Origin of the sequence: Cellulomonas dongxiuzhuiae (assembly GCF_018623035.1) — a bacterium.
Lineage (GTDB): Bacteria > Actinomycetota > Actinomycetes > Actinomycetales > Cellulomonadaceae > Cellulomonas > Cellulomonas dongxiuzhuiae.
Genome location: NZ_CP076023.1, coordinates 1373895 through 1397019, shown reverse-complemented (window position 1 = coordinate 1397019; position 23125 = coordinate 1373895). Strand labels below are relative to the sequence as shown.

At 73.2% G+C, this 23125-nt stretch carries 20 protein-coding genes and 1 other RNA gene; 12 read left to right on the top strand and 9 right to left on the bottom strand.

What is annotated here, in order from left to right; genetic code table 11:
* The first annotated feature begins 109 nt into the window (after positions 1–109).
* Positions 110–1555 carry an NYN domain-containing protein gene (locus KKR89_RS06275; protein WP_208197473.1) on the top strand — a complete coding sequence of 482 codons (1446 nt, stop codon included), beginning with the start codon at positions 110–112 and terminating at the stop codon, positions 1553–1555.
* A gap of 64 nt (positions 1556–1619) precedes the next feature.
* Here the strand turns inward: KKR89_RS06275 and KKR89_RS06270 are convergent, their stop codons facing one another.
* Complete coding sequence (locus tag KKR89_RS06270; RefSeq protein ID WP_208197472.1) at positions 1620–2054, bottom strand: DUF5684 domain-containing protein; 435 nt, start codon at positions 2052–2054, stop codon at positions 1620–1622.
* 43 nt (positions 2055–2097) lie between these two features.
* Entirely contained in the window at positions 2098–2874 is a 777-nt protein-coding gene (locus KKR89_RS06265; RefSeq protein ID WP_208197471.1) for an alpha/beta fold hydrolase, read from the bottom strand.
* A 66-nt stretch (positions 2875–2940) separates the two neighbouring features.
* Between KKR89_RS06265 and KKR89_RS06260 the strand changes: the two genes are divergently transcribed.
* A complete protein-coding gene (locus tag KKR89_RS06260; RefSeq protein ID WP_208197470.1) occupies positions 2941–3975 on the top strand; it encodes an MsnO8 family LLM class oxidoreductase in 1035 nt (344 codons plus the stop codon).
* A 42-nt stretch (positions 3976–4017) separates the two neighbouring features.
* On the opposite strand, the gene rlmC is transcribed toward KKR89_RS06260, so the two are convergent.
* Positions 4018–5142 carry a 23S rRNA (uracil(747)-C(5))-methyltransferase RlmC gene (gene rlmC / locus KKR89_RS06255; RefSeq protein WP_208197469.1) on the bottom strand — a complete coding sequence of 375 codons (1125 nt, stop codon included), beginning with the start codon at positions 5140–5142 and terminating at the stop codon, positions 4018–4020.
* 239 nt (positions 5143–5381) lie between these two features.
* On the opposite strand from rlmC, the gene KKR89_RS06250 reads away from it, so the two are divergent.
* Positions 5382–6182, top strand: a complete 801-nt coding sequence (locus KKR89_RS06250; protein ID WP_208197468.1) for an SDR family NAD(P)-dependent oxidoreductase — start codon at positions 5382–5384, stop codon at positions 6180–6182.
* 69 nt (positions 6183–6251) lie between these two features.
* Positions 6252–6728 carry a DoxX family protein gene (locus tag KKR89_RS06245; RefSeq protein ID WP_208197467.1) on the top strand — a complete coding sequence of 159 codons (477 nt, stop codon included), beginning with the start codon at positions 6252–6254 and terminating at the stop codon, positions 6726–6728.
* 108 nt (positions 6729–6836) lie between these two features.
* On the opposite strand, the gene KKR89_RS06240 is transcribed toward KKR89_RS06245, so the two are convergent.
* Complete coding sequence (locus KKR89_RS06240; RefSeq protein WP_243883234.1) at positions 6837–8945, bottom strand: family 43 glycosylhydrolase; 2109 nt, start codon at positions 8943–8945, stop codon at positions 6837–6839.
* A 318-nt stretch (positions 8946–9263) separates the two neighbouring features.
* On the opposite strand from KKR89_RS06240, the gene KKR89_RS06235 reads away from it, so the two are divergent.
* The 8 genes from KKR89_RS06235 to KKR89_RS06200 all read left to right on the top strand — a co-directional run bounded on the left by KKR89_RS06235 (position 9264) and on the right by KKR89_RS06200 (position 17673).
* On the top strand, positions 9264–10619 hold the full coding sequence (locus KKR89_RS06235) for a hypothetical protein (RefSeq protein WP_208197466.1): 1356 nt from the start codon (positions 9264–9266) through the stop codon (positions 10617–10619).
* Positions 10620–10888: 269 nt separating this feature from the next.
* Positions 10889–11440 carry a class I SAM-dependent DNA methyltransferase gene (locus tag KKR89_RS06230; protein ID WP_208197784.1) on the top strand — a complete coding sequence of 184 codons (552 nt, stop codon included), beginning with the start codon at positions 10889–10891 and terminating at the stop codon, positions 11438–11440.
* A gap of 3 nt (positions 11441–11443) precedes the next feature.
* Positions 11444–12046, top strand: coding sequence for a nucleotidyltransferase domain-containing protein (locus KKR89_RS06225; RefSeq protein WP_208197465.1), 603 nt, complete (start codon positions 11444–11446; stop codon positions 12044–12046).
* A 48-nt stretch (positions 12047–12094) separates the two neighbouring features.
* The gene (gene glsA, locus KKR89_RS06220; RefSeq protein WP_208197464.1) at positions 12095–13033 is read left to right on the top strand and encodes a glutaminase A; all 939 of its coding nucleotides are present in this window, start codon (positions 12095–12097) and stop codon (positions 13031–13033) included.
* 971 nt (positions 13034–14004) lie between these two features.
* On the top strand, positions 14005–14868 hold the full coding sequence (locus KKR89_RS06215) for a CPBP family intramembrane glutamic endopeptidase (protein ID WP_208197463.1): 864 nt from the start codon (positions 14005–14007) through the stop codon (positions 14866–14868).
* A complete protein-coding gene (locus KKR89_RS06210) occupies positions 14865–16007 on the top strand; it encodes a sensor histidine kinase (RefSeq protein WP_251141037.1) in 1143 nt (380 codons plus the stop codon). Before KKR89_RS06215 ends, KKR89_RS06210 begins: the two co-directional genes overlap by 4 nt.
* Entirely contained in the window at positions 16004–16654 is a 651-nt protein-coding gene (locus KKR89_RS06205; protein ID WP_208197462.1) for a response regulator, read from the top strand. The genes KKR89_RS06210 and KKR89_RS06205 overlap by 4 nt, the downstream gene beginning before the upstream one ends.
* A 38-nt stretch (positions 16655–16692) precedes the next feature.
* Positions 16693–17673, top strand: a complete 981-nt coding sequence (locus KKR89_RS06200) for a DUF2891 family protein (RefSeq protein ID WP_208197461.1) — start codon at positions 16693–16695, stop codon at positions 17671–17673.
* Between the two features lie 226 nt (positions 17674–17899).
* On the opposite strand, the gene KKR89_RS06195 is transcribed toward KKR89_RS06200, so the two are convergent.
* The 5 genes from KKR89_RS06195 to KKR89_RS06175 all read right to left on the bottom strand — a co-directional run bounded on the left by KKR89_RS06195 (position 17900) and on the right by KKR89_RS06175 (position 23110).
* Positions 17900–19147, bottom strand: a complete 1248-nt coding sequence (locus tag KKR89_RS06195; protein WP_208197460.1) for a BaiN/RdsA family NAD(P)/FAD-dependent oxidoreductase — start codon at positions 19145–19147, stop codon at positions 17900–17902.
* A 512-nt stretch (positions 19148–19659) separates the two neighbouring features.
* Positions 19660–20187 (bottom strand): hypothetical protein, encoded by a 528-nt coding sequence (locus tag KKR89_RS06190; RefSeq protein ID WP_208197459.1) that lies wholly within the window; start codon positions 20185–20187, stop codon positions 19660–19662.
* A 210-nt stretch (positions 20188–20397) separates the two neighbouring features.
* Positions 20398–20764: a transfer-messenger RNA gene (gene ssrA / locus KKR89_RS06185) on the bottom strand.
* A gap of 151 nt (positions 20765–20915) precedes the next feature.
* Positions 20916–21464 (bottom strand): hypothetical protein, encoded by a 549-nt coding sequence (locus KKR89_RS06180; RefSeq protein ID WP_208197458.1) that lies wholly within the window; start codon positions 21462–21464, stop codon positions 20916–20918.
* Positions 21465–21811: 347 nt separating this feature from the next.
* A complete protein-coding gene (locus KKR89_RS06175; protein WP_208197457.1) occupies positions 21812–23110 on the bottom strand; it encodes a DUF4214 domain-containing protein in 1299 nt (432 codons plus the stop codon).
* Positions 23111–23125: the final 15 nt, after the last annotated feature.

The following is a 23125-nucleotide window of genomic DNA, read 5'->3' as shown; positions in this document are numbered from 1 at the left end:
CGTGCACGCCCACCGCACCCCCTCGACGCTCCTGCGACCGCGCGGCTCCGACGGCCCTCGCTGGGCAGGCTACCCACCCCAGGGTGCGCGGGCACGGCAGGATGGGGGTGTGACCATCACTCCCGAGCACACCCGCCGGCTGCGTTCTGCGCTGTTCGTCGACTTCGACAACGTCTACATCGGCCTGGCGCGGCTCGACCCGCAGGCCGCGGAGGCGTTCGCGACCGACCCCGCCCACTGGCTCTCCGAGCTCGGCCAGGGGTCCGACGTCGACGGCGACCTCACCCGCCGGTTCCTGGTGCGCGCGTGCTACCTCAACCCCTCGGTGTACTCGCGCTTCCGCCCCAACTTCACCCGCGCCGGCTTCAAGGTCGTCGACTGCCCCTCGCTCACGCAGCAGGGCAAGTCCAGCGCCGACATCAACCTCGTCCTCGACGCCGTCGACGCGCTCGCGGCGACCACGCACTACGACGAGTTCGTCATCGTCTCCGCCGACGCCGACTTCACGCCCCTCGCGCAGCGGTGCCGCGCGGACGACCGCCGGGTGACCATCATCACGGCCTCGCCGGCCGCCTCCGCGTACCGGTCGGTCGCCGACACGGTCATCGGCGCGGACGCGCTCGCGGACCTCGTGACGCAGACCGCCTCGACGTTCGTGGCCGACCCCGTGCCCGAGCCGGTGGCGGTCGAGACCGAGACCGTCGTCGTCGAGCCGGTGGCCGCGGCAGCGCCGCCCGAGGCCGCACCCACGACGACGCGCACGGGCCGCTCGCGCCGCGCGACGCGCGGCGTGACCGCAGCGGTCCCGGCCGTCGCCGAGGTCGCCCCCGAGCTCCCTGCCGCGGTCCCCGCGGAGGAGGCGGCGCCGGCCGCCCCCCGCACGACCAAGGTGCGCGTCACCGAGCGGATCGTCGACGAGGCCGAGGCGCGTGCCCGGCGTGCCGTGCGGCGTGCGGTGCGCACCGCCGACGCCCCCCTGCCGCTGGGCGCCGCGGCACAGGTCGCACAGACGGCCGACCCGACCCTCGCCGCGTCGCAGTGGGCCGGCACGGGCGGCTTCACCGCGTGGCTGTCGCGGGCCCTGCCGGACCTCGACGTCTCGACGCGCCCGCCGGGTCACGTGTGGGACCCGCAGCGCTTCGGCGAGGCCGACCTGCCGGGTGCGGTGGCCGACACGGCGCCCAACCAGCTGCAGCGCCAGGTCATCGCCGTGACCGACACGCCCGGGCTGAGCCAGGCGCAGTACCGGGTGGTGCTCCAGACGCTCGCGGCGGACGTCGCCGCACACCCGTTCGACCGGGTCGCGACGTCCCGTCGCGTGCACGAGGCGTGCCAGCAGTCCGGCGCGAAGGTGGGCCGCTCGACCATCAACTTCGTCATCTCCGGCGTGCTGTACACGGGCCTGTCGCTCGACGCGAAGCCGACGCCGGAGGACGTCGCGCGCAGCTGGGCGGACAACGTCATCGGCCTGTGCCGCGGCGCCCGCATGGAGCTGACGAACGGCGACGCGGCCGCGATCCGCGCCTGGGTGGGCGGCGGCCTCGTCACGGGCTGACGACCCCGGACGCACGACGGCCCGGCCGCCCGCGAGGGCGACCGGGCCGTGGAGGACGAGGAGGTCAGGCGGCGTACGCGGTCGTCGGTGCGGCGGTCGTGGCCGCGGCCGGGCCGCGGTACGTGCTCGAGCCGAGCCACAGGATCCACAGGAACACCACCGTGAGCAGGACGAGCCCGACGGTGAAGCCTGCCTCGTGCCCGAAGGACTTCGACAGGTCGTTCATCACGATGATCAGGGCGACGATGTTGACGCCGGGGACGAGGAAGAGGACGAGCCACCACACGGGGCGACCGACGACCTCGAGCAGGACGATGAGGTTGTAGATCGGCACGAAGGCCGCCCACGCGGGCTTGCCGGCCTTGGTGAAGACACCCATGAGGCCGAGGGACGAGATGACGTAGCCGACGACGCCGAAGATGAGGAAGAGGATCGCCATGCCGCCGGCGGCCGCGGCGGCCTCGGCGTCGGTGATCGGGACCGCGAAGAGTGTGGACATGGCGCGCACAGTAGCGTTCCTGGGAGCGGCCTGTGCCCCGTTCTCACGGATTCGCGCGAGTTGTTCCGGCGGTCCCCGCGGACGCCTCATGGGACGGCCCCTCCGCCAGGAAGGCGGTGACGAGCGCGCTCAGCCGGTCGGGCGCCTGCACGGGGATCATGTGGCCCACACCGGCCAGCACAGCGGTGCGCGCACCGGGGATCGACGCGCCGATCAGCCGCGTGTGCTCCGGCCGCACGACGTCCCGCTCGCCCGCCACGACCAGCGTCGGGATGTCCACGCGCGCGAGGTCGGCGGGGTCGAGGCACGGGTCGTGGACCATCAGCGCGAACCGCTCGGCGGGCACGCGCAGCCGAGGCACGACGCGCGCGAGCGCCGACAGCAGGCCGTGGCCGACGCGTCCCACCGCGCGCATCGTCCTGCTCATGCCCGCCGGGAACAGGTTGGCCCCGACGACGACGAGACGACGGATCCGCCCGGGGTGACGTACCGCGAGCTCGAGCGCGACGTTGCCGCCGTCGGAGAAGCCGAGCACGTCGACGCTCGGCAGGTCCAGCAGGTCGAGCACGTGCGCGACGTCGTCGGCCATCGTGGCGATGCGTAGCGGGCCGTCACCGCGCGGGCTGCGTCCGTGGGCGCGCGAGTCGATGCCGATGAGCGTGCGCCCGGCGCCCAGCGCCGGCACCATCCCGTCGAAGACGTGGTGGTCCTCGCCGTTGCCGTGCAGCAGGACCAGCGGGGGCCCCGAGCCGCGCGTGACGACCCACAACGGCCCCACCTGCCCGCCCGGTGCGGGGAAGCGCCGTGTGTCGTGGTTCACGTGACCGACCCTAGGCCCACCCGCCGGACCCGGAATGGGGCTCGCGCCGGGCGGGTTGGGCCTGAGGTGACCGCCATCTCCGTGCTCGACCTCGTGCCCGTCCGCTCCGACCAGACCACGGCCGACGCCCTCGCCGCCACGCTCGCGCTGGCCCGCGTCGCCGACGAGGTCGGCGCACGCCGCTACTGGGTCGCCGAGCACCACAACATGCCGGCCGTCGCGGCCACCAACGCCCCGCTCCTGATGTCGCTCGTCGCCGCTGCGACGTCGCGCGTGCGCGTGGGGTCCGGCGGCGTGATGCTGCCGAACCACTCGCCGCTGGTCGTCGCGGAGCAGGTCGCCCTGCTGGAGGCCGCGTTCCCCGGGCGCGTCGACGTCGGCATCGGGCGCGCGCCCGGGTCGGACCCGGTGACGAGCCACCTGCTGCGGCGCGGGTCGACGGGTGACGGTGTGGACACGTTCGACGCCGACGTCGCCGCGCTGGCCGCGCTCGTGCGGCCCGACGGCGTGCAGGTACGCGTCGGGTCGTCGACGTACCCGCTGCGCGCGACGCCGCGCGCCGTGTCCGCACCTCAGCTGTGGCTGCTCGGGTCGTCGTCGTACTCCGCACAGCTCGCCGGGCGGCTCGGCCTGCCGTACGTCTTCGCCCACCACTTCGCGGGACGCGGCACCGACGAGGCCGTCGCGCTGTACCGCGAGACGTTCGTGCCGTCCGAGACGCTCGCCGAGCCGCGCACGATCGCCGTGGCGAACGTCGCCGTGGCACCGACCGCGCAGGAGGCGCACCGCCTGGCCCTGCCGCAGGTGCGCACGATGTGGCGGCTGCGCTCGGGCACGACGCTCGAGCCGCAGGAGCTGGTCGAGGACGCCGAGGCGGCTCCCCTGCCCGCGTCCGCGGACGACGCCCTCAGAGCCCTGACCTCGTCGTGGATCATCGGCGACCCGGCGCAGGCGGCCGAGCAGGTCCGCGAGCTGGCCCGACGCCTGGGCACCGACGAGATCATGGTGCAGCCGGTCGCCGGCGCGACGCGCGGCACCCCGGCGGACCGCGCACCGGCCCGCGAGCAGACCCTGCGCCTCCTCGCCGAAGCCCTCGCCTGACCCGCTCCCCCCGTCGCCGCCAACGCCGAGCGGCGGAGGGGGTCAGGTGCGTTCGAGGAGCGTGAGGACCTCGTGGTGGAGCGTGTGCGGGAACATGTCGAGGACCTGGGCACGCACCGGGCGCAGCGACGGCATGTGCGCGAGGTCCCGCGCCAGCGAGCCCGCGTGGCACGACGAGTACAGGACGCGTGGGACCCCGCTGGCCTCGAGCCAGCGGCTCAGCGGCTCGCCCAGCCCGCGCCGCGGCGGGTTCACCACCACGAGGTCGGGCACGTCGTGGGCAGCGAGCGCGAACGCCGTGGCGTCGCCCGCGAGGAACCGTGTGCCCGGCAGGCCGGCGTCGCGCGCGGTCACCTCGGCGCTCGCGACCGCCTCGGCGCTCGTCTCCACACCGACGACCCGCCGCCCCGCCCGCGCGAGGTGCAGCGCGAACCCGCCGACCCCGCAGTACAGGTCCCACGCGGAGGTCACCTGCGCCTCGTCGGCCCAGGCGACGGCCTGCCGGTAGAGCGCAGCTGCGACCTCGGTGTTGGTCTGGAAGAAGCTGCGCGGTCGCAGGTGCAGGTCGAGCCCGTTGACGCGCATCCGCAGCGTCTCGCGCTCGGTGAGGAGGATCTCGCGCTCCCCCTCGAGCACCGCCGCGTGCACCGGCTGCACGTTGACCGACGCGACGACGAGGTGCGGCAGGGCGGCCCGCAGGGACGGCAGGTGCTTGCGCACGCGCGCGAGCGCCTCGGTGCTGCGCAGCACGAACCGGACCATGAGGTCGCCGTCGGGCGAGGCCGTCACGAGCAGGTGCTTGAGCTCACCGGTGCGCGTCGGCACGTCGTACGGGACCAGCCGCGCCTCGGAGACGAAGGCGGCGAGCGGCGCGAGGGCCGCCGTCAGGGCCGGCGGGTACAGCGGGCAGCCCTGCAGGTCCACGCCGTGGCCGTGACCGTCGAGGATGCCGAGCGTGGGGGCGTCGACGGTGCCCGCGACGACCATCTTCGCCTTGTTGCGGAAGCCCGCCTCGGCGCTCGTGACGGTCGGCAGCCACGTGACGCCGACGGGGTCGCCGAGCACGGTGCGCACGTGGCGCTGCTGCGCGTCGACCTGCTCCGGGTACGGCACCGCCAGGAGCGTGCACGAGCGGCACACGCCCGCGTCGAAGTAACCGCAGCGCACCTGACCAGGGTACGTGGCGCTCTCAGCCGCTCGCGGGCCCACGCCTGGCCGTCGTCGTCCCGACCGCACCTGACCCGGTGGTTGAGGACTGGACAACCGTCTCAGAACCACACGTACCGGGTTGTGGGTGCCGTTCGCGATCCCTTAGTCTCGCGTCCGCTGGGAGCGCTCCCGCAGGGCACTGTCACCGGGGCCGGCCTGCTCGCCCTCCCTTTCGACAGCACCAGGGGGAACCACCGATGGACCGCACCACCGCACCCTCGCCGACGCGTGCCCGCGCGGGCAGGGACGACGACGCGCGTCGCGTCGCCCTCGTGACCGGGGCGACGTCCGGCATCGGCGCGGCGACGGCCCTCGAGCTCGCGTGGCGCGGCCTGCGGGTCGTCGTGCTCGGTCGGGACGCCGAGCGCGGCGCCGGCGTGGTCGAGCGCATCCGCGCGTCGGGCGGCCAGGCCGCGCTCGTCACGGCGGACCTGTGCGACGACGACGCGCTCGAGTCCGCCGTCGACGAGGCGGCCGCGGTCTGGGGACGCCTCGACCACGCCTTCAACAACGCCGGCGTGACCGGTCCCGGCACGGTCGCCGACGCCCGCGTCGAGGACTTCGACCGTGCGTTCGCCGTCAACACCCGCGCGCTGTGGTTGTGCATGCGCGCGGAGGTCCGCCACATGACGGTCTCCGGCGGCGGGTCCATCGTCAACAACCTCTCGGTGCACTCCGTGCGCACCGTGTTCCGCGGTGTCGCACCGTACGCCGCGTCGAAGGCGGCCGCGCTGGCGCTCACGCGGTGCGCCGCGGTCGAGCTGGCCGACCAGAGCATCCGCGTCAACGGCGTGGCGTCCGGTCCGGTCGACACCGGCATGTTCGCAGGTCCGGGCATGGCACCGCCGGGCGCCGACGCGTGGGACACGCTGCTGCCCATGGGGCGCGCCGGGACGACCGGTGAGGTCGCGGACGCGGTCGCCTGGCTGTTCTCCGACGAGGCCCGGTACGTCACCGGCAACGTCATCGCGGTCGACGGCGGGTTCCTGGCCCGCTGACCGGCCCGCCCGCGCGCGCGGAACGACCCGGACCTAGCCTCGGGGGACGCCCCAGCCGAGGAGGACGCCGTGGGTACTGACCGCAGCCGGACGGACCGACCCCGCGACGGGCTCGCGCGGACGATCGGGCGCGTGGCGCTCGGCGGGTTCCTCGCCTTCGCCGGAACGAGCCACCTGACGTTCGCGCGCGAGGAGTTCCAGGCGCAGGTGCCGTCGTGGGTGCCGGTCGACACCGACCTGGTCGTCGTGGGCTCGGGCGTCGTCGAGATCGCTCTCGGTGCCGCGCTGGTCGCCGCGCCGGCGCGCTACCGGCCGTGGGTGGGCGCCGCGGCCGCGGCCTTCTTCGTCGCTGTCTTCCCCGGCAACGTGGCGCAGTACGTCGAGGGCAACGACGGCTTCGGGCTCGACACGGACGCCAAGCGCCTCGCTCGGCTGCCGTTCCAGGGTGCGCTGGTGCTCTGGGCGCTGTGGTCCACGGGCGCGTGGCGCGCGTGGCGCTCTCAGCGGGTGAGAGCGGTCACCGGATCGCGCGGCGTCAGGAAGTAGACCCGTCCCGCGTCGCTCCCGGAGGCCCGGTCGTGGCGCGGCCGGTCCGTCGCCGTCGGGTCCCCGGCCCGGGACCCGACGGCGACGCGTCGGTGGTGCGTCAGGAGGTCAGGGCGTCGTGAGGTCGAAGCTGCGGACCGTCACGGCACCACCCAGGGACGTCGTCGCGTGGTTGAAGATGCCGAACCGGTAGCCCATGAAGAACTGCCAGTCGTTGTTGAGGGTGAACGCCGGCCCCAGGGTCCGGAACGTCGTGCCGTCGGTGCTGTAGGAGAACGTGGCCTGCCGGCCCGACCCGGGGCGGATGTCAGCCGACGTCCGCAGCCAGATCCTGCCCCCGCTGACGTCCGCGCCGGCACGTTCGCTGCCGGTGCTCGTGGTCGACCAGGACGAGTCCATCGCCAGGCCGTCCGTCATGACGACCCGCGTGGTGCCGTTGCCGGCCTTGACCACCCCGATCCACGCGGACGACTGCCGCAGCATCGCCAGGCCCGCCCGGTCGCCGTTGGCCATGGCGGAGTAGTCGAGCTCGATCGTCGCGGTGGACGACGGCCCCTGGATGCGGTGCGTGAGGGTGTTGCGGGCGGCGTAGAGGTCGTTGGTGACGGTCGCCGTCTGCAGGCGCAGGCCGTCGCCGACCGAGAAGCGGCTCGTGTCGGGGTTGTGGTTCCACTCCCACCGCGGGCCCAGCCGGGTCCCGGTGAACGTGTCCCGGCCCGTCATGGGCTGCACCGTGCGCGTCGTGCTGATCGCCGGCCGCGGGTAGGTGGTGCCCCACCGGCCGTTGACGGTCTGCACGCTGGGCCAGCCGTCGTTCCAGGTGAGCGGCGCGAGCGTCGGCATCCGCCCCCCGGGGTACGCGTCGGTGAACGCCATGTACCACCAGTCGCCGTTCTGCGTCTGGACGATGCCGCCCTGGTGCGGGACGCCACCGCCGCTGATCGGGCCCGGCAGGTCGAGCAGCACCTGACGCTGCTCGTACGGGCCGAACGGGGAGCGGGAGCGCAGCACGTACTGGCCGTTGGCGGGGCGCGTGAGCCAGATGTAGTAGTACCCGTCCTTCTTGTAGAACCGCGCACCCTCGAGCGTCCCGATGCTCGACGGAGTCTGGTACACCTGCTGCGCCCGGACCTGCTGCGTGCCGTCGGCGTTGAGCTGCGCGACGCTGATCGTGCCGTTGCCGTAGGCGAGGTACATCGTGTCGTCGTCGTCGATCAGCAGGCCGGCGTCGTAGTAGCAGCTGTTGATCCGCGCCTTCTTGGTCCACGTGCCGTCGACCGACGACGCCGTGTAGACGTAGGTGCGGTTGAACTCCGTGCAGCCGTACCAGTAGTACGTCCGGTCGCTGGGCCGGTAGTTCAGCGTCGACGCCCAGATGCCCTTGACGTAGCGGTGGCCGCCGACCAGGTCGTACTTCGCGTCGTCGAAGTCGAGTCGCGGCACCGAGTGACCGGCGTACTCCCAGTTCACGAGGTCGTACGAGCGCAGGATCGGCGCACCCGGCGAGTAGTGCATCGTCGAGGCGGAGTAGTAGTACGCGTCACCGACGCGGATGATGTCGCCGTCGGCGAAGTCCTGCCAGACGACCGGGTTGGTGAACGTACCGGTGACCGGCGGCGTCGTGGTGGTGGGTGTGGGCGTCGGCGTCACGGGGCTCCCTACGGGCACGAGCTGCCACTGCTGGTTGGTTCCTCCCCACGGGTTGTACTGGACGATCTCGGCGTTGTCGTCCCGCGACGCGTTCTGCACCTCCAGCGCCTTGCCGGAGTGACGGCTGATGAGCGACACGTAGCCGTCCGCCGCATCCTGCAGGCGCCACTGCTGGTTCGCCCCGTTGGTGTCGGACCACTGGACGACGCGGCCGCCGTCGGCCGTGGACCAGCCGCTCACGTCGAGCACCTTGCCGGAGTGCTGCGACCGGACGCGGTAGTACCCGCCGCCGGAGTCGAGGAACCGCCACTGCTGGTTGGCGTTGGTCCCGCGTGTCCACTGCGTGAGGCGCGCGCCGTCGGCCGTGGCGAAGTTGTAGACGTCGAGGGCCTTGCCGCTGTTGCGGTTGACCAGGACGTACGACGTCCCGGTGTCGACGGTGGCGGCCGCTGCGGCGGGGGCGTGGGCGACGGCCACCATGCCGACGGACGCCGCGGTGGCGAGCGCCGTCGCCGTGGCGAGCAGCCGCCTGGCATGAGGGCGCGTAGAGCTGGACGTGGTTGACATCGATCCTCCGCGAGGGGTCGAACGCACCGGGATGGACGGCCCGCGAGGGGCCTGTGATCGTTCACAACTCCTCGTGAGCGACGACGTCGTCGGCGGCGGGGAGCGACCGTCATCGTGCCGACGGTCGACGTCCGGACACAAGAGAGGTCGGCGCAGCGAAGCGTTTCACCGCGTTCCCGTCATCGCCGCGCGTCACCGCACACACAAGCCCGCGGGCGTTCTCAAGTGGCGCCACGCGGGTGAAGTCGGAGCGGCGATGCGCTGGTGCGAGAGACGAACGGTGCAGGATGTCGATTCCGACGACATCTGGAGCTGGACATGGCGCAGGAAAGCTGGCACGAAGCACGCCTGATCCCGACATCCGGGATCAACGGTGCCGAGGAACAGGAACGACGCGCCACCTCTGCCCTCCTGGCGGTGCTGAGCGCGGTCAAGGAGTTCGGCAGAGCCCTGACGCACCAGTTCGGTGCGCACGCCGGAACCGTGCAGACGTACATCGAGGTCCCGTTCAAGCTCGGGGAACAGACGGTCATCCCCGACGGGTTGATCCAGGTCACCCGGGGAAGCCGGGTCTGGACTGCTCTGGTAGAAGTAAAGACCGGCCAGAACGAGCTGGTGACCACGCAGCTGGAGAACTATCTGGACGTGGCCCGCGAGCAAGGATTCGATGCGCTTCTGACGATCTCGAACGAGATTCCGCCGGTGGCCGGGCAGCACCCCACCAAGGTCGACAGAAGAAAGACCAAACGCGTAGCCCTCCACCATTTGTCGTGGACCCAGGTTCTCGCGACAGCCGTACTCCAGAAGGAGTTCCGCGGTGTCGCCGACCCCGACCAGGCGTGGATCCTGGGCGAGCTGATCCGTTACCTCGAGCATCCTCGCTCGGGTGCGCTGGAGTTCGAGGACATGGGCGCGTCGTGGGTTCCGGTCCGGGACGCCGTGCGCAACGGCACCCTGCGAAGCAGCGACAAGGGCGTCGACGAGGTAGCCAATCGGTTCGACGCCCTGCTCCGCTACGCGAGCCTGAGCCTCGGGCGCCAGCTCGGCACCGAGGTGACCCCAGTCCTGTCCCGCAAAGAGCTCGCCGACCCCGCTCTGCGCACACAGGCGCTCGTGGCCACCTTGGCCGGATCGGGGACGCTCTCCGGGGCGATCCGCATCCCGGCCACGGTGGGCGACGTGATCGTGGACGTCGATCTGCGTGCCGGCGTCGTGACGTGCTCCGTCGAGGTCGAGGCTCCACGCGAGGGCCGTCCGACCACCCGCGTCAACTGGCTCGTGCGGCAGCTGAAGGGTGCGCCCGAGACGGTGCGGGTCGAGTCGAGGATCGCCCACCAGCGCGGTGCGGGGCCGACGGAGCTCCTCCGGACCGTTCGTGAGACCCCCGCGTCGATCACCGGGGACACGGCGCGTGAGATCAGGTCGTTCCAGGTCTCGCTGTCCCAGCCGATGGGGACGAAGCGCAGCCGGGGGCGCGGTTCCTTCATCGACTCCGTCCTCGATGCCGTCGACGCCTTCTACGGCGACGTGGTTCAGCAGATCAAGGCGTGGTCCGCGGCTCCCCCACGCTTGCGCACGGACGTGGAGATCGCCGAGATCATCGCCGAGCAACCCGACACCGCGGCTGCGTTGGTCTCGACGGCAGTGTCGTCGCAGGACGACGAGAAGCACTGACCGGCGCTCGGCCTCACTGCGATGCCACCCGAGCGCCGCCCGTGAACCGGCGTCTCAGCCCGTGGCCGGGCCGGAAGGGCCATCGTGACCCCGGTGGAAGCGCCCGGCAGTCCCCGCCGCATGAACAGGACCGAACCCGACTGCCGTCAGCCGCACACCCCGCGCGCAAACAGGTGGATCGACCCTCCCGGTCGGAGGACCGTGGCCTCGTGACAAAGGACCTGTGGGGCGAGGCCGCCGCCAGCGCGTACGACACACCCGGCGTGGGGATGTTCTCCCCCGAGGTTCTGCAACCCACCGTGCAGCGGCTGGCCGAGCTGGCGGCCGGCGGGGCAACGCTCGAGCTCGCGATCGGCACCGGCCGGGTCGCCGTGCCGCTGGCCCGCAGCGGTGTGCCCGTGACCGGAGTCGAGCTGTCGGCACCCATGGTCGCGCGGCTGCGCACCAAGGTGGACGATGCGACGATCCCGGTCGTCATGGGCGACATGGCCGAGACCCGGGCGCCGGGCGAGTTCACGCTCGTCTACCTCGTCTTCAACACGATCTCGAACCTGCTGACGCAGGACGAGCAGGTCGCGTGCTTCCGCAACGCCGCCCGTCACCTGGTCCCGGGGGGACGATTCGTCATCGAGCTGTGGGTGCCCGAGCTGCGCTCGCTGCCCCCCGGCGCGACCGCGACCGTGTGGCGCGACGAGCCGGGCTACCTCGGGCTCGAGAGACGGCACGCCGACTGGGCAGGAGCGCCGTTCACCGCCGACTCCGGCTCGCACGTCTCGGTGTACCGCCTCAGGGCGTCGGCACCCGCGCACTCGCGGGCCTGACGCGTGGGCCTCGAGGAGACCCGTGCGTGGGACCCGCTCGACCCGACGGAGGTCGCCGCGCTGCTCGCCGACGTGGGCTGCCGCTGGTGGATCGCCGGGGGGTGGGCGCTCGACCTGTACCTCGGCCGGCAGACCCGCCCGCACGCGGACACCGACGTCGTCGTGCTGCGCGAGGACCTGCCGACGGTCCAGCGGCATCTCGACGGGTGGACCCTGATGGCGGCCGACCCGCCCGGGACGCTGCGCGACTGGGAGCCAGGTGAGGAGCTGCCGTCGGCGGTGCACGACGTCTGGTGCCGCCCGCGCGGAAGCGAGGCCTGGTCGCTGCAGCTCATGGTGCTCGACGCTGTCGACGACCAGTGGGTCTACCGACGGGACCCGCGCGTCCGGCGCCCGATCGCGACGATCACCGCTCCCCCGTCCTCGGCCGGCGTGCCCGTGCTGGCGCCCGAGATCCAGCTGCTCCACAAGAGCCACGGTCCTCGCCCGAAGGACGAGCAGGACCTCGACGCCGTCGCCGGTCATCTCTCTCCGGAGCGCCGTGCGTGGCTGCGCGAGGCGCTCCGGCTGACCGACCCGGGGCACGCGTGGCTCGCGCGGCTCTGAGCCTCACCTCCGCGGGCCGACGGACGCGCGTCCTGCCAGCATGGGCGCATGACCCGCTCCGTCGACGCCCGCTCCTACGACCTCGACGACCTGCGGGAACGCGTGCTCGCGGAGCACGGCGGCGCCGTGGACGACAGCATCCCCCAGCTCGCCTCCGCGGACCCCGACCTGTGCGGGCTGGCGCTCGTGCTGACGGACGGCACCGTACGACACAGCGCGCAGGCGGACGTGCCGTTCAGCGTGCAGTCGGCCGTCAAGCCGTTCCTCTTCGCGCTCGCGCTGCTCGACACGGGCGGCGACGCGCTCGACCTCATCGGCATCGAGCCGACCGGTGAGGCCTTCGACGCGGTCAAGCTGGAGACCGGGACGGGCCGGCCGCCGAACCCCATGGTCAACGCCGGGGCGCTGCTCACCGGCGCGCTCGTCGACGGCGATGACGTGGCCGCGCGTGACGCACGCATCCTGCGCGGCCTGTCCGCCTTCGCCGGCCGGCAGCTCGACGTCGACGACGACGTCGCCCACAGCGAGCACCTCCTGGGTGACCGCAACCACGCGCTGGCCCACCTCATGCGCTCCGAGGGGACCCTGAGCGTCGGCGCGGACGACACCGTCGCGGTCTACGCACGGGCCTGCGCGGTGCTCGTCGACGCGCGGGCGCTCGCCGTCATGGGTGCCACCCTCGCGTGCGGCGGCGTCAACCCCGTCTCCGGGGAACGCGTCGTCCCAACCGACGTGGCGCGCGACGTCGTGTCGGTGATGGCCACCTGCGGCGTCTACGACGGCTCCGGGCGGTGGATGCGCAGCGTGGGCGTCCCCGCGAAGTCGAGCGTGTCCGGAGGGATCGTCCTGGCCGCACCGGGCGTCCTGGGTGGCGCGGTGGTCAGCCCTCCGCTCGACGAGCAGGGCACCAGCGTCCGCGGTCGCATCGCCTGCGAGGCGCTCAGCGCCGAGCTCGACCTGCACGTGTTCGGCTCGCGCGCCGCCTGAGACGGCACGACGAAGACCGTCGTCCCTCGACGGGGCGCCGACCCGTCGAGCCTGTCCCCCGCGCGAGCGACCTGGAGCTGTCCACGATGCGGGGAGCCGCCGGCCCCCCCGACGCTCCCTAGCGTCGAGGTCGTGCGGCCAACAAGCCGCGGGAACCTCCGGAGTGACGTGTCGTGCGCCTGGTGAAGCAGCTCCTGGTCGTGGTGGTGGTGTCGCTCGTCGGCACCCGGCCGTCATGGCGGTGCTGGACAGCTGGTGGCTGTCCCTGGTCGTCGGGCGGTGGTGGCGGCGCTCGCGCTCGCGGCGTACGCGTGGGTGGTGCGGGCGGACCGAGCAGCGTGCACCCGTCGAGGTCGCGCTGGCCGGCGCCGGCCGATCGCTGGGACGTGGCCTGGTGATCGGGCTCGTGATGTTCGGAACGGTCATCGGGGTCATCGCGCTCGCCGGCGGGAACCGCGTCGCGGGAGCCGGATCCCTGACGGTCACCCTCGCCGACGGCCTGTCCAACGCCGAGATCGTCGCCGCGCTCGTCATCAGCCACGAGACGGTCAAGACGTACGCCTCGCGGATCCTCACCCAAGCTCGACCTGCGCGACAGGGTGCAGGCCGTGGTGCGGGCGTACCGGACGGGGCTCGTGAGCACGTGACCCCGGGACCGGGGAGCACGACGAAGGCCGCCGTCCCGCGAGGGGACGACGGCCGTCTGACGTGGGGTTTTCGTGGATTGTGTTTCTGCAGGCCAACCCGTGCATCTACGAAGGTCCGGCACGGCTCGCACCCTGGAAGCACAGATGCAGCACCCGTGATTCTCGGGCACGTCGCCGAGGTGGCACCGCGTCAGGCACGGTCTCGTCGTCCCCCGTGCGGGGGACCCGGAGGTGTCCACCCGGCGGTGACCCGCCCGTCCCGCCCGGTCCCTAGCGTCGACGTAGCGCGGCCGACGGGGTCGTGCACCACCGAAAGGACCTGTCATGCGCTTTCTCGGACAACTCCTCGCCGTCGTCGCGGCGTGGGCGATCGGCGGCACCCTGGCCACGGCCGTGGCGGACCAGTGGACGCTGCAGCTCGTCCTCGGCCTGGCCGCCGCGGCGCTCGCGCTGGGCACCTACGCCTGGGTCGTGCGCCGCACCGAGCGTCGTTCCCCTGTCGACCTCCCCCTCACCGGCGCGATCCGCCCGCTCGTGCGAGGGACGGCCGGCGGAATGCTGCTGTTCGTCGCCGTCATCGGGATCATCGCCGCGCTGGGCGCGTACCGCGTCGAGGGATGGGGCTCCGTGACGACGGCGCTCGCTCTCCTGGGCCTGGCGGCCGCCGCGTCGGCGACGGAGGAGGTCGTGTTCCGCGGCGTCCTGCTCCGGCACCTCGAGTCGCGCACCGGTACGTGGGGCGCGCTGGCCGTGACCTCCGTGCTGTTCGGTGCCGTGCACCTGACCAACCCGGCGGCGACGGCCTGGGGCGCCACCGCGATCACGATCGAGGCCGGCCTCATGCTGGGGGCCGCGTACGTCGCCACGCGGTCGCTGTGGCTGCCGATCGGCCTGCACATGGGCTGGAACTTCGCGGCCGCGGGCATCTTCGGCACCGAGGTGAGCGGGAACGACACGGCCACCGGCCTGCTGGACGGCGTGACGTCGGGCCCGACGCTGCTGTCCGGTGGCGCCTTCGGGCCCGAGGCGAGCATCGTCGCGGTCACCGCCGGCCTCGTCCTCACGATCGTCCTCATGAGAGTCGCCCACCGGCGGGGGCACATCGTGCCGCTGCCGCGCCGGGCGGACCGGCGCACGGCGGACCGGGTCACGACGGACCAGGCCGCGCCCACTACGTTGTCGTCGTGACCGAGCGCCTGCTGCACGTGTGGCGAGGGCTTCCCGTCACCCTGCGTGACCTGCCGCTGGGACTGCTGCTCGCCGGGGCGACGTTCGTCCCGGCGCTGCAGGCCCAGGGCACGCAGCTCGGCGGGCTCCCGGACCGGCCGCTCGACGCGGGGGCGATCGTCCCCGTCCTCCTGCAGTGCCTGCCGCTGGCGGTCCGCCGCCGGTGGCCGGCCGCGTGCCTGGCGGTCGTCTCGCTCGGGTTCGCGCTCGACCAGGTGCTCGGGTACCACACGTTCGCAGGCACGGCTCTGGTGGTCGCGCTGGTCAGCGCGGGGGGGCACGTCGAACGGCACCGCCGCGCCACCGCGGCCGCCACGGCGGTGGCGTACGTCGCGCTGACGGTCGCGCTGCACCGGCTCGGCGGGTCGGAACCCGTCTCGGGCTATCTCACGTTCTTCCTGCTCCTCGCCCTCGCCTGGGGCGCCGGTGCCTGGCTGCGGCGCACCCGCGCGGCGGAGGCCGAGCAGCGGCGGGCGGTCGCCGAGCGCACCCGCGTGGCCGAGCGCACGCGGCTCGCGCGCGAGCTCCACGACGTCGTGACACACCACGTCACGGCGATGGTGGTCCAGACCGAGGCCGCCCGGTACCGGGTGGCTGACCCCGACGCGCTCGACCGCACCCTGACCGCCGTGGCCGACACCGGCCGCCGGGCCGTCGCCGACCTGCGGAACCTGCTCGAGGTGCTCGACCCCGGGCACGGCCCCGAGCTCCTCGCACCTGCGGTCGGTGACGTGCTCGAGCTGGTGGAACGGACGCGGCAGGCCGGCCAGCCCGTCGAGTACGTCGAGGAGGGCGTCCCCTCCCCGACGCCGAGCGGCGCCGAGCTGGCCGCGTACCGGGTGGTCCAGGAGGCCCTCACCAACGCGCTCAAGCACGCGCGCGGCAGCGCGACGACCGTCCACGTCCGGCACGACCACGAGGAGATCAGGGTGCACGTCAGCACGCAGGGGTCACGCACGGCACCGATGGCCCAGGGCGGCGGACGCGGCCTGGCGGGCCTGCGGGAGCGGGTGGGGGCGCTCGGCGGCGAGCTGCGCGCCGAGCCGCGGCCGGACGGCTTCGACGTGCGGGCCCGCATCCCGCTGGGCGGCCGGTCGTGACCGTCCGCGTCCTGGTGTGCGACGACCAGGTGCTCATCCGGACCGGTTTCGTGACGATCATCGACGCCCAGACCGACCTCGAGGTCGTCGGCGAGTGCGGCGACGGGCGCGCCGCCGTCGAGCTGGCCGCGCGGCTGCGCCCGGACGTCGTCGTCATGGACGTGCGGATGCCGGTCCTCGACGGCATCGAGGCGACCCGCCTCCTGGCCGGGTCAGGCGTCCCGGACCCGGTGAAGGTGCTCGTGGTCACGACGTTCGACCTCGACGCGTACGTCTACGAGGCGCTGCGCGCCGGCGCGAGCGGCTTCCTGCTGAAGGACGCTCCCCCGGCCCGCCTGCTCGACGGCATCCGTACGGTCGCCGCGGGCGACGCGCTGCTCGCGCCGGAGGTCACGCGCCGCCTCGTCGGCCGGTACGCCAGCCGGGTCGCCCCACCGCCCGCCGCCGACGGCTCCCCGCTGACCCCACGCGAGCTCGACGTGCTGCGGCTCGTCGCCGACGGCCTGTCGAACGCCGAGATCGCCCGCGCCCTCGTGCTCAGCCCCGAGACCGTGAAGACGTACGTGTCACGCATCCTCACCAAGCTGGACCTGCGCGACCGCGTGCAGGCCGTGGTGTGGGCGTACCGGACGGGGCTCGTGGGCTGAGGGACTCCGACAGCCCGTGCGTGCGGGAGGCTGGGAGGGTGACCGACACGCCTGGGCCGTCCCTCGCCCGCTACGCGAGCATCGTCACGACCAATCTCGCGACACCGTGGCCGTACCACCTGGTGCACCTGGCGACAGGCCCGGACGACGTGCGCGCGCCCGCCGACCTGTACCCCGCGTTCCACACGTCCTTCGACTGGCACTCCTGCGTGCACATGCACTGGCTGGGTGTCGAGGTGCTGCGCGCGGGGCACGAGGACGCGACGCTGCGTGCACGCGTCGACGCGAACCTCACGGCCGGCAGGATCGCGGGCGAGGTCGCGTACCTGAGGGCACACCCTGCGTTCGAGCGGCCCTACGGGTGGGGCTGGGCGGCGCGTCTCGCGGCCTCGTGCCGGGCCGCGGCCGATGCCGGGGACCAGGACGCGGCACGCTGGGCGGACGCGACCGCGCCGCTCGCGGACACCGTGCTCGACCTCGCCGACCCGTGGCTCGCCCGCGTGGAGCACCCGGTCCGGCACGGCGTCCACAGCAACACCGCGTTCGGGCTCGCGCTGCTGCTCACGTCCGCCGACGACCTGGGCCGCACCGCGTCGGCCGATGCCCTGCGCTCGCACGCGCGCCGGTTGTTCGGAAGGGAGCTGGACTGGCCCGCGCGCTGGGAGCGCAGCGGCCACGACTTCCTGTCCCCCGGCCTCGCCGAGGCGGACCTCATGGCGCGCGTGCTGCCGGCCGAGGAGCTGCGGCCCTGGTTCGCGGGGTTCCTCCCCCGGCCGGACGACCTGGTGTCACCCGCGCGCGTCGTCGACCCGACCGACGGGCACGCCGTGCACCTCGACGGCCTGAACCTCTCGCGCGCAGGGGCACTCTTCCGGCTCGCGCACGCGCTCGACGACCCGACGCTGCGCGACGCCGGGGACCGCCTGCTCGCCGCGGGGCTCGCCGCGCTGGAGAACGAGGACTTCGTGGCGACGCACTGGCTCGCGTCGTTCGCGTGGGACGCGACGGCGAGCCGCTGAGGCCCGGGCGCACCGCACGCCTGCGACGCCGTCACCTCCGGGGTGGTCGCCGGGCGGCCTAGCACATGCAGGTACCGCAGGTCCACGACGCGGTCGACGTGCGCCGGGAGTACACGATGTCGTAGACCGCCGTGGGCGGCCGTTCGAGCCGGATACGGGCGACGCCCGGGCTCACCCCGGAGACCGACGCCGCCCGGGGCTGTCGGCCTGACGGCGCCGCCCGCCGTCAGACGTGCGCGGGGCCGCCGAGTCCGTGTCCCGACGGCGCCGTCCCGAGTCGCGCCAGCGCACCCCGGGCCGCGACGACACCCGTGCTGAACGACGCCTGCAGCAGGTAGCCGCCGGTCGGCGCTTCCCAGTCGAGCATCTCCCCGGCGACGAACGTGCCCGGCAGGGCGCGCAGCATCAGCGCCTCGTCGACCTGCGACCACGCGATGCCGCCCGCGGTCGAGATCGCCTTCTCGATCGGCATGGTGGCCGTCACCACGACCGGCACGGCCTTGATCCGCTCCGCCATCCCGGAAGACGGCAGGGTGCCCGCGTCGGCCTCGCGCAGCAGCCCGATCGCGGCAGGGTCCAGTCCGACCGTGCGGCGCAGCCAGGACGAGCCCGAGTCCTTGGGGCGGCGGCGCCCGAGCCGTTCGTCGAGCTGGGCGACGGTCAGGTCCGGCCGCAGGTCGATCTCGACGACGCAGCGACCGTCCGTGTCGAGCGCCTCGCGGATCGCGGCGCCGATGGCGTAGACCGGGCCGCCCTCAAGGCCGGTGCGGGTGAGCATCGCGTCCCCGCGGCCCCGTGCCGGGCGCCCGCGGACGGTGAGCGCGACGTTCTTCAGCGGCGTGCCGGCGAACCGCTGCGCGAGCACATTCGTCCATCCCACCCGGACGCCGACGTTGGCCGCTCGCAGCGGCGTGACCGCGATCCCGCGGTCCATGAACGGCCCGGCCCAGCCGCCGTCGGCGCCCAGCCGCGGCCAAGACGCGCCACCGAGGGCGAACACCGTCACATCACCACCGACCTCGACAGTCGTGCCATCAGCGCCGGTGAACAGCGACGCACCGTCGCTGGACCATCCGTCCCACCGCTGCCGCTTCTCGATCCGCACCCCGAGGTCGGTCAGGCGTGCGAGCCACGCGCGCATGAGGGGTGTCGCCCGGAACGAGCGTGGAAAGACCCGCCCGCTCGTCCCGACGACCGTCGGCTCCCCCAGCCCTGCGCACCATGTGCGCAGGTCCTCCGGGCCGAACACGTCGAGCATCGGCCGCAGCCGGGGCGCCGACTCGCCGTACCGCTCGGCGAACGCGTCCCGCCCCTCGGTGTGCGTGATGTTCAGACCGCCGTGGCCGGCCAGCAGGAACTTGCGTCCCACCGACGGCATGCGGTCGTGCACCGTGACGTCCACGCCGGTACGTGCCAGCACCTCGGCGGCGATGAGCCCCGCCGGCCCGCCGCCGACGACGGTCGCGGTGCTCATCGGCGGGAACGTCCGCGCGCGTGGTGTGTCGGCACCGGGCGAACCTAGCCGACCGGCGGACGACAGCCGTCACCCCGGTGCGCACGGCGAGGGACATCCCACCGGTCACAGGGGCTCGACGGGATCGACGAGGAGCGAGTCGCTCAGTCCTCTGAGCCTGTGGCACGGTGCCGGTCGACCGGGAGCAGCTCCTCGATCCCGCCGGGGGCGATCACGTGGACATGCCGGGGACGGATGACGAAGCGGGCGCATATGGCGTCACCGGCCCGCGCCGCCGGCCCCGCACGTCCGTGACGTGCACGGGTGTCCTCGCCCTGTCCCGTCCCGCCGGACGCCGTGGTCGGCGCCGGCGGGGTGGGTCGTGGCGGGTTGACGGGCACGATCTCGGCAGTCGACCTTCTCCGCCTCGCTGCGACGGGTCGAGTGCCTCGGTGCACATCCTTCCAGCGGCGCCTCCCGGCACCAGAGGTCACGTGTCCCCTCTCCGTGCAGCAGTCCCGCCGGACCAAGGGTCAGTCGCGAGCGGCCTCCGCGGCATCGGACCGGGAAATGTGGCCTGCTTGGAAGTAGTGGACCAAGGTGACGGCTGCGAAGGTCGCCGCTTCCGCGTCTGCACCACCCACGCCGAGGGGGACCTCCGGATCATCGGTGCCGTGACGGTCGAACTCGCTGCGCCACACCATTCCCATCAGGTGGTGGATCGTGTCGCGTGAGTCGTTGTGCTCGTCGCCGTCGAGGCGGACGCGGAACTTCGAGCGTCCAGTACGGAGGTTGTTCATCAGCTTCCCGAGAGTCGCGTCGTCGTCATCTGGAGCGAGCGTGCCTTTGCCCGCGGCTTCGATCGCCTTTACGGCGTGCCAGTAGGCTCCGCTCGGATCTGGGTGCAGGCCGTAGAGCTTGGACCAGGCCAGCCGCAGGTGTTCGCCCGCTCGCCGCTTCGGCCCCGAAGCGGCCAGGTGGGCTGCAGCGTCGGCGGTTGGTGAGACCTCCTGGCGGAGCCCGTAGTAGTCACGACCGCTCCCATCGGTACCGAGGACCACGATGCGCCAGACCGAGCCATACCGGCAAGCAAGATCAACGAAGCAAGCTCCCGGTTGCCGGGCATGCCACACGGCCCTCCGACGGCACTCGCCGGAGGCTAGCGGGGGTCACCGACACGCATGCCATGGACAGCACTGAGGCCCGCCCCAGGACGGGACGGGCCTCAGCACAAGCTACGAAGAGTGCCTTCGCGTTCTACGAAGACCTCGACGTGGAGGTGGCGGGAATCGAACCCGCGTCCGATGACATTGAACCAGGGCTTCTCCGGGTGCAGACCGCTGTAGATTTTCTCGGCCCCCACGATCACGCGGACAAGACGTGGACGGGCCCAGTCGGCTGAGAGTCCCGCCCGCCCCACCGACGAGGACGGACAGCAGTGGCTCTCTAGATGACGCCGGGAACTAGACCGAGAGCATGTCTAGGCCGACGGACTTCGAGGCTCGCTCAGGCGGCGAGGGCGAAGTCGGTGCGATTGGAATCGGCACCTATAAGTTGCACGGAGCGTTTACGAGATAACCGTGCATCCTCGACCCGCTTCACCTGGCTCGACGATCACCGTCGAAACCGATCACCCCCATGGGTGTATGCACTTGTCAAGCCGTCTGTCCGCCCTGGCGGGGCGGCAGGCATGGACCAGCGTACGTCACAACACCCTCGGGAGTCGCGGGCATTCCCGCACCGGGTCCGCACCGCGTGGTCCGGACCCGGTGCACCCCGTCCGCGACGCTCAGAGGTCGTCGAACGCGCCCGGCAGGGTCGAGGGCCCCGGGGTCGGGGTCTCGTCCGAGCGCTCGGCCCGCTCGCGGGGCGTGCCGCCGTCCTGGTCCTGCGACAGGTCACCCGAGCCGTCCTGCGACCGGTCACCCGAGCCGTCCTGCGACTCGCCCGGCCAGTCGCGCGGCTCGCCGGGGCGGCCGTGGTCATCGCCGCCGTGCTGGTGGCCGCCGCGGCCCTCGTCCTGACGACCCCCGAAGTCGTCCCGCGGACCCTGCTGGTACGTGCCGCCGGCATCCCCCGGGCCGTCGTCACCGCGCTGGGCCAGCGCCACGGCACCGCCCCCGACCACCAGTCCACCCACCAGGGCACCCGCCGCGATCGCTGCCGTCGCCGCCGTGCTCATGCTGCGGCGCCTGCCCGTGGTCGGCGCGGGCTCGGTGAAGGCCGCCTGCTCCGCGGGCGGTGCGGCGGGCGTCGTGGCCTGCGGCTGCGCGGTTCCCTCGACCGGCGGCTGCATGTGCTGCTCACCCGTGGAACGGGTCGCGCTCTTGTCCTCCATGGCGCTGCTCCTTCCCATCGGCGTCCCGTCGGGCGCCTCCTGCCTCCCAGGAGACCTCGGGCAGGTTGGTGGGTGCTGAAACCGGCCTTGGCGGAACCTGAGTGCCTGGCGGTGGCATCGCACAGCGGCCGGAGCAGGCCGCCGACCGGTCGGCGCGCACGGGTCTGGCGTCGTCGAGAACTGGAGCGGCACCGCCCCCCTCGCCGATCGCCACCGGAGCCATGTCCTTGACGGCTGTGGCCGCGCGCGCCACCACGCGGTGGTCACCGCCACCGCCGCTCGCCTCGACGGACGCCGCATGCCGCGTCCGACCGAACCGCCGGGACCGACGTCCGACGGTTGACCGCTCACAGCGCCCTGACCCGTCCGTCCGTGTACTCGCCGCTGCCGGCCAACCGGGCCAGGAGCTGCTGGACCGTGCCGCCGCGCGACAGTGCGTCGACCGAGGTGGTGAGACCTGCAGGGTCGACAGGGCGGCCCAGCATCTGCCGGTAGCGCTGGTCGACGACGCGGTTCTGATGCTCCGGGGAGTTCACGATCCCGCTGAGCAGAGCGTCGCGCCCGTAGGTCGCGACGGTCGCCGACCAGGCGCTGACCTCGCCTGCACCCGCTTCGCGCCCCAGGAGGTCCCGGTAGAGCGCCTTGACCAGGCCTGCGTCGTCCGATCCGGCGCGCGCGAAGTACTCGGCCGAGCCGACGATGCCCTGGGTGACCGCGAACGTGCCCTTGCCCTGGTCGAGAACCCCGCCCCAGGTGGCGAGCCCCGCCGCGTCCGCCGGACGGCCGAGCAGCAGGCGGTACTGCTCGTCGACGAATCGGTTGCGCCACTCCGCCGAGCCGGTGACCCCCTCCGCGACCATCTGGAGCGACGCCCCGCTCCCGATGGCGGACGTCCACACGGCGATCTCCGAGGCGCCTGCCTCCCTGCCCAGGACGTGGCGGTACACGGACGCCACGTACGCGTCGTTGAACTCCGCCTGTCCGGGCTTGGGTGCCGTCGACCGGTCGACCCAGTCCCGCAGGTCGTCGACGCGGGTCTCGGTGGCGTCCTGGCGTGTGCTCGTGGCACCGAGGCACCCGCCCTGGTAGGCGGTGTGGTGGATCGCGACCAGCTCCACACCCGTCGACGTCGTGCGCAGAGCCGGCCCGCCCGCATCGCCCTTGCAGATCGTGGCACCGGCCTGATCCGCCTCGATGTCGATCGTCCCGACGGCGACCGAACCCACCGTGAACGTCGCCACGTGCGCCGTGTCAGGAACGACCCGGTCCGCCGTACGCCCGAACCCGGCGACCGCCAGCTCCTCACCGACCTGCGGGGCCGCGCTCGCCACCTTCGCCGCGGCCACGTCACGCACCGGCGCAGCCAGGTGCACCAGCACCACGTCCCGATCCGGGTGCGGTACCAACCGGTCCACCTGCACCACGTGGCCGGACGTGCCGGTGAGATCCGCCCGCCCGACCGTCGCAGTCGTCACCCACTTCGGAGCACCCGCGCTCACCGCCGCACCCGGGGTCTCGGCGAAGCACGACGCCGCACTGATGACCCACGACGCGCTCAGCAGAGCACCCGAGCACGACTTCTCGCGCGGCTTGCCGGGCGCCGGTACCGCAGCGGGGTCACCCGCGATGTCCAGCTTCACTGTCACCGCAGCCGCCGCACC

Excerpts from the sequence above, each read along its gene's own strand:
- KKR89_RS06230 (WP_208197784.1), top strand. The coding sequence starts at position 10,889 with ATGTTCTCCCCCGAGGTTCTGCAACCCACCGTGCAGCGGCTGGCCGAG.
- KKR89_RS06250 (WP_208197468.1), top strand. The coding sequence starts at position 5,382 with ATGGACCGCACCACCGCACCCTCGCCGACGCGTGCCCGCGCGGGCAGG.
- glsA (WP_208197464.1), top strand. The coding sequence starts at position 12,095 with ATGACCCGCTCCGTCGACGCCCGCTCCTACGACCTCGACGACCTGCGG.
- KKR89_RS06235 (WP_208197466.1), top strand. The coding sequence starts at position 9,264 with ATGGCGCAGGAAAGCTGGCACGAAGCACGCCTGATCCCGACATCCGGG.
- KKR89_RS06215 (WP_208197463.1), top strand. The coding sequence starts at position 14,005 with ATGCGCTTTCTCGGACAACTCCTCGCCGTCGTCGCGGCGTGGGCGATC.
- KKR89_RS06180 (WP_208197458.1), bottom strand. The coding sequence starts at position 21,464 with ATGGAGGACAAGAGCGCGACCCGTTCCACGGGTGAGCAGCACATGCAG.
- KKR89_RS06240 (WP_243883234.1), bottom strand. The coding sequence starts at position 8,945 with ATGTCAACCACGTCCAGCTCTACGCGCCCTCATGCCAGGCGGCTGCTC.
- KKR89_RS06270 (WP_208197472.1), bottom strand. The coding sequence starts at position 2,054 with ATGTCCACACTCTTCGCGGTCCCGATCACCGACGCCGAGGCCGCCGCG.
- KKR89_RS06195 (WP_208197460.1), bottom strand. The coding sequence starts at position 19,147 with ATGAGCACCGCGACCGTCGTCGGCGGCGGGCCGGCGGGGCTCATCGCC.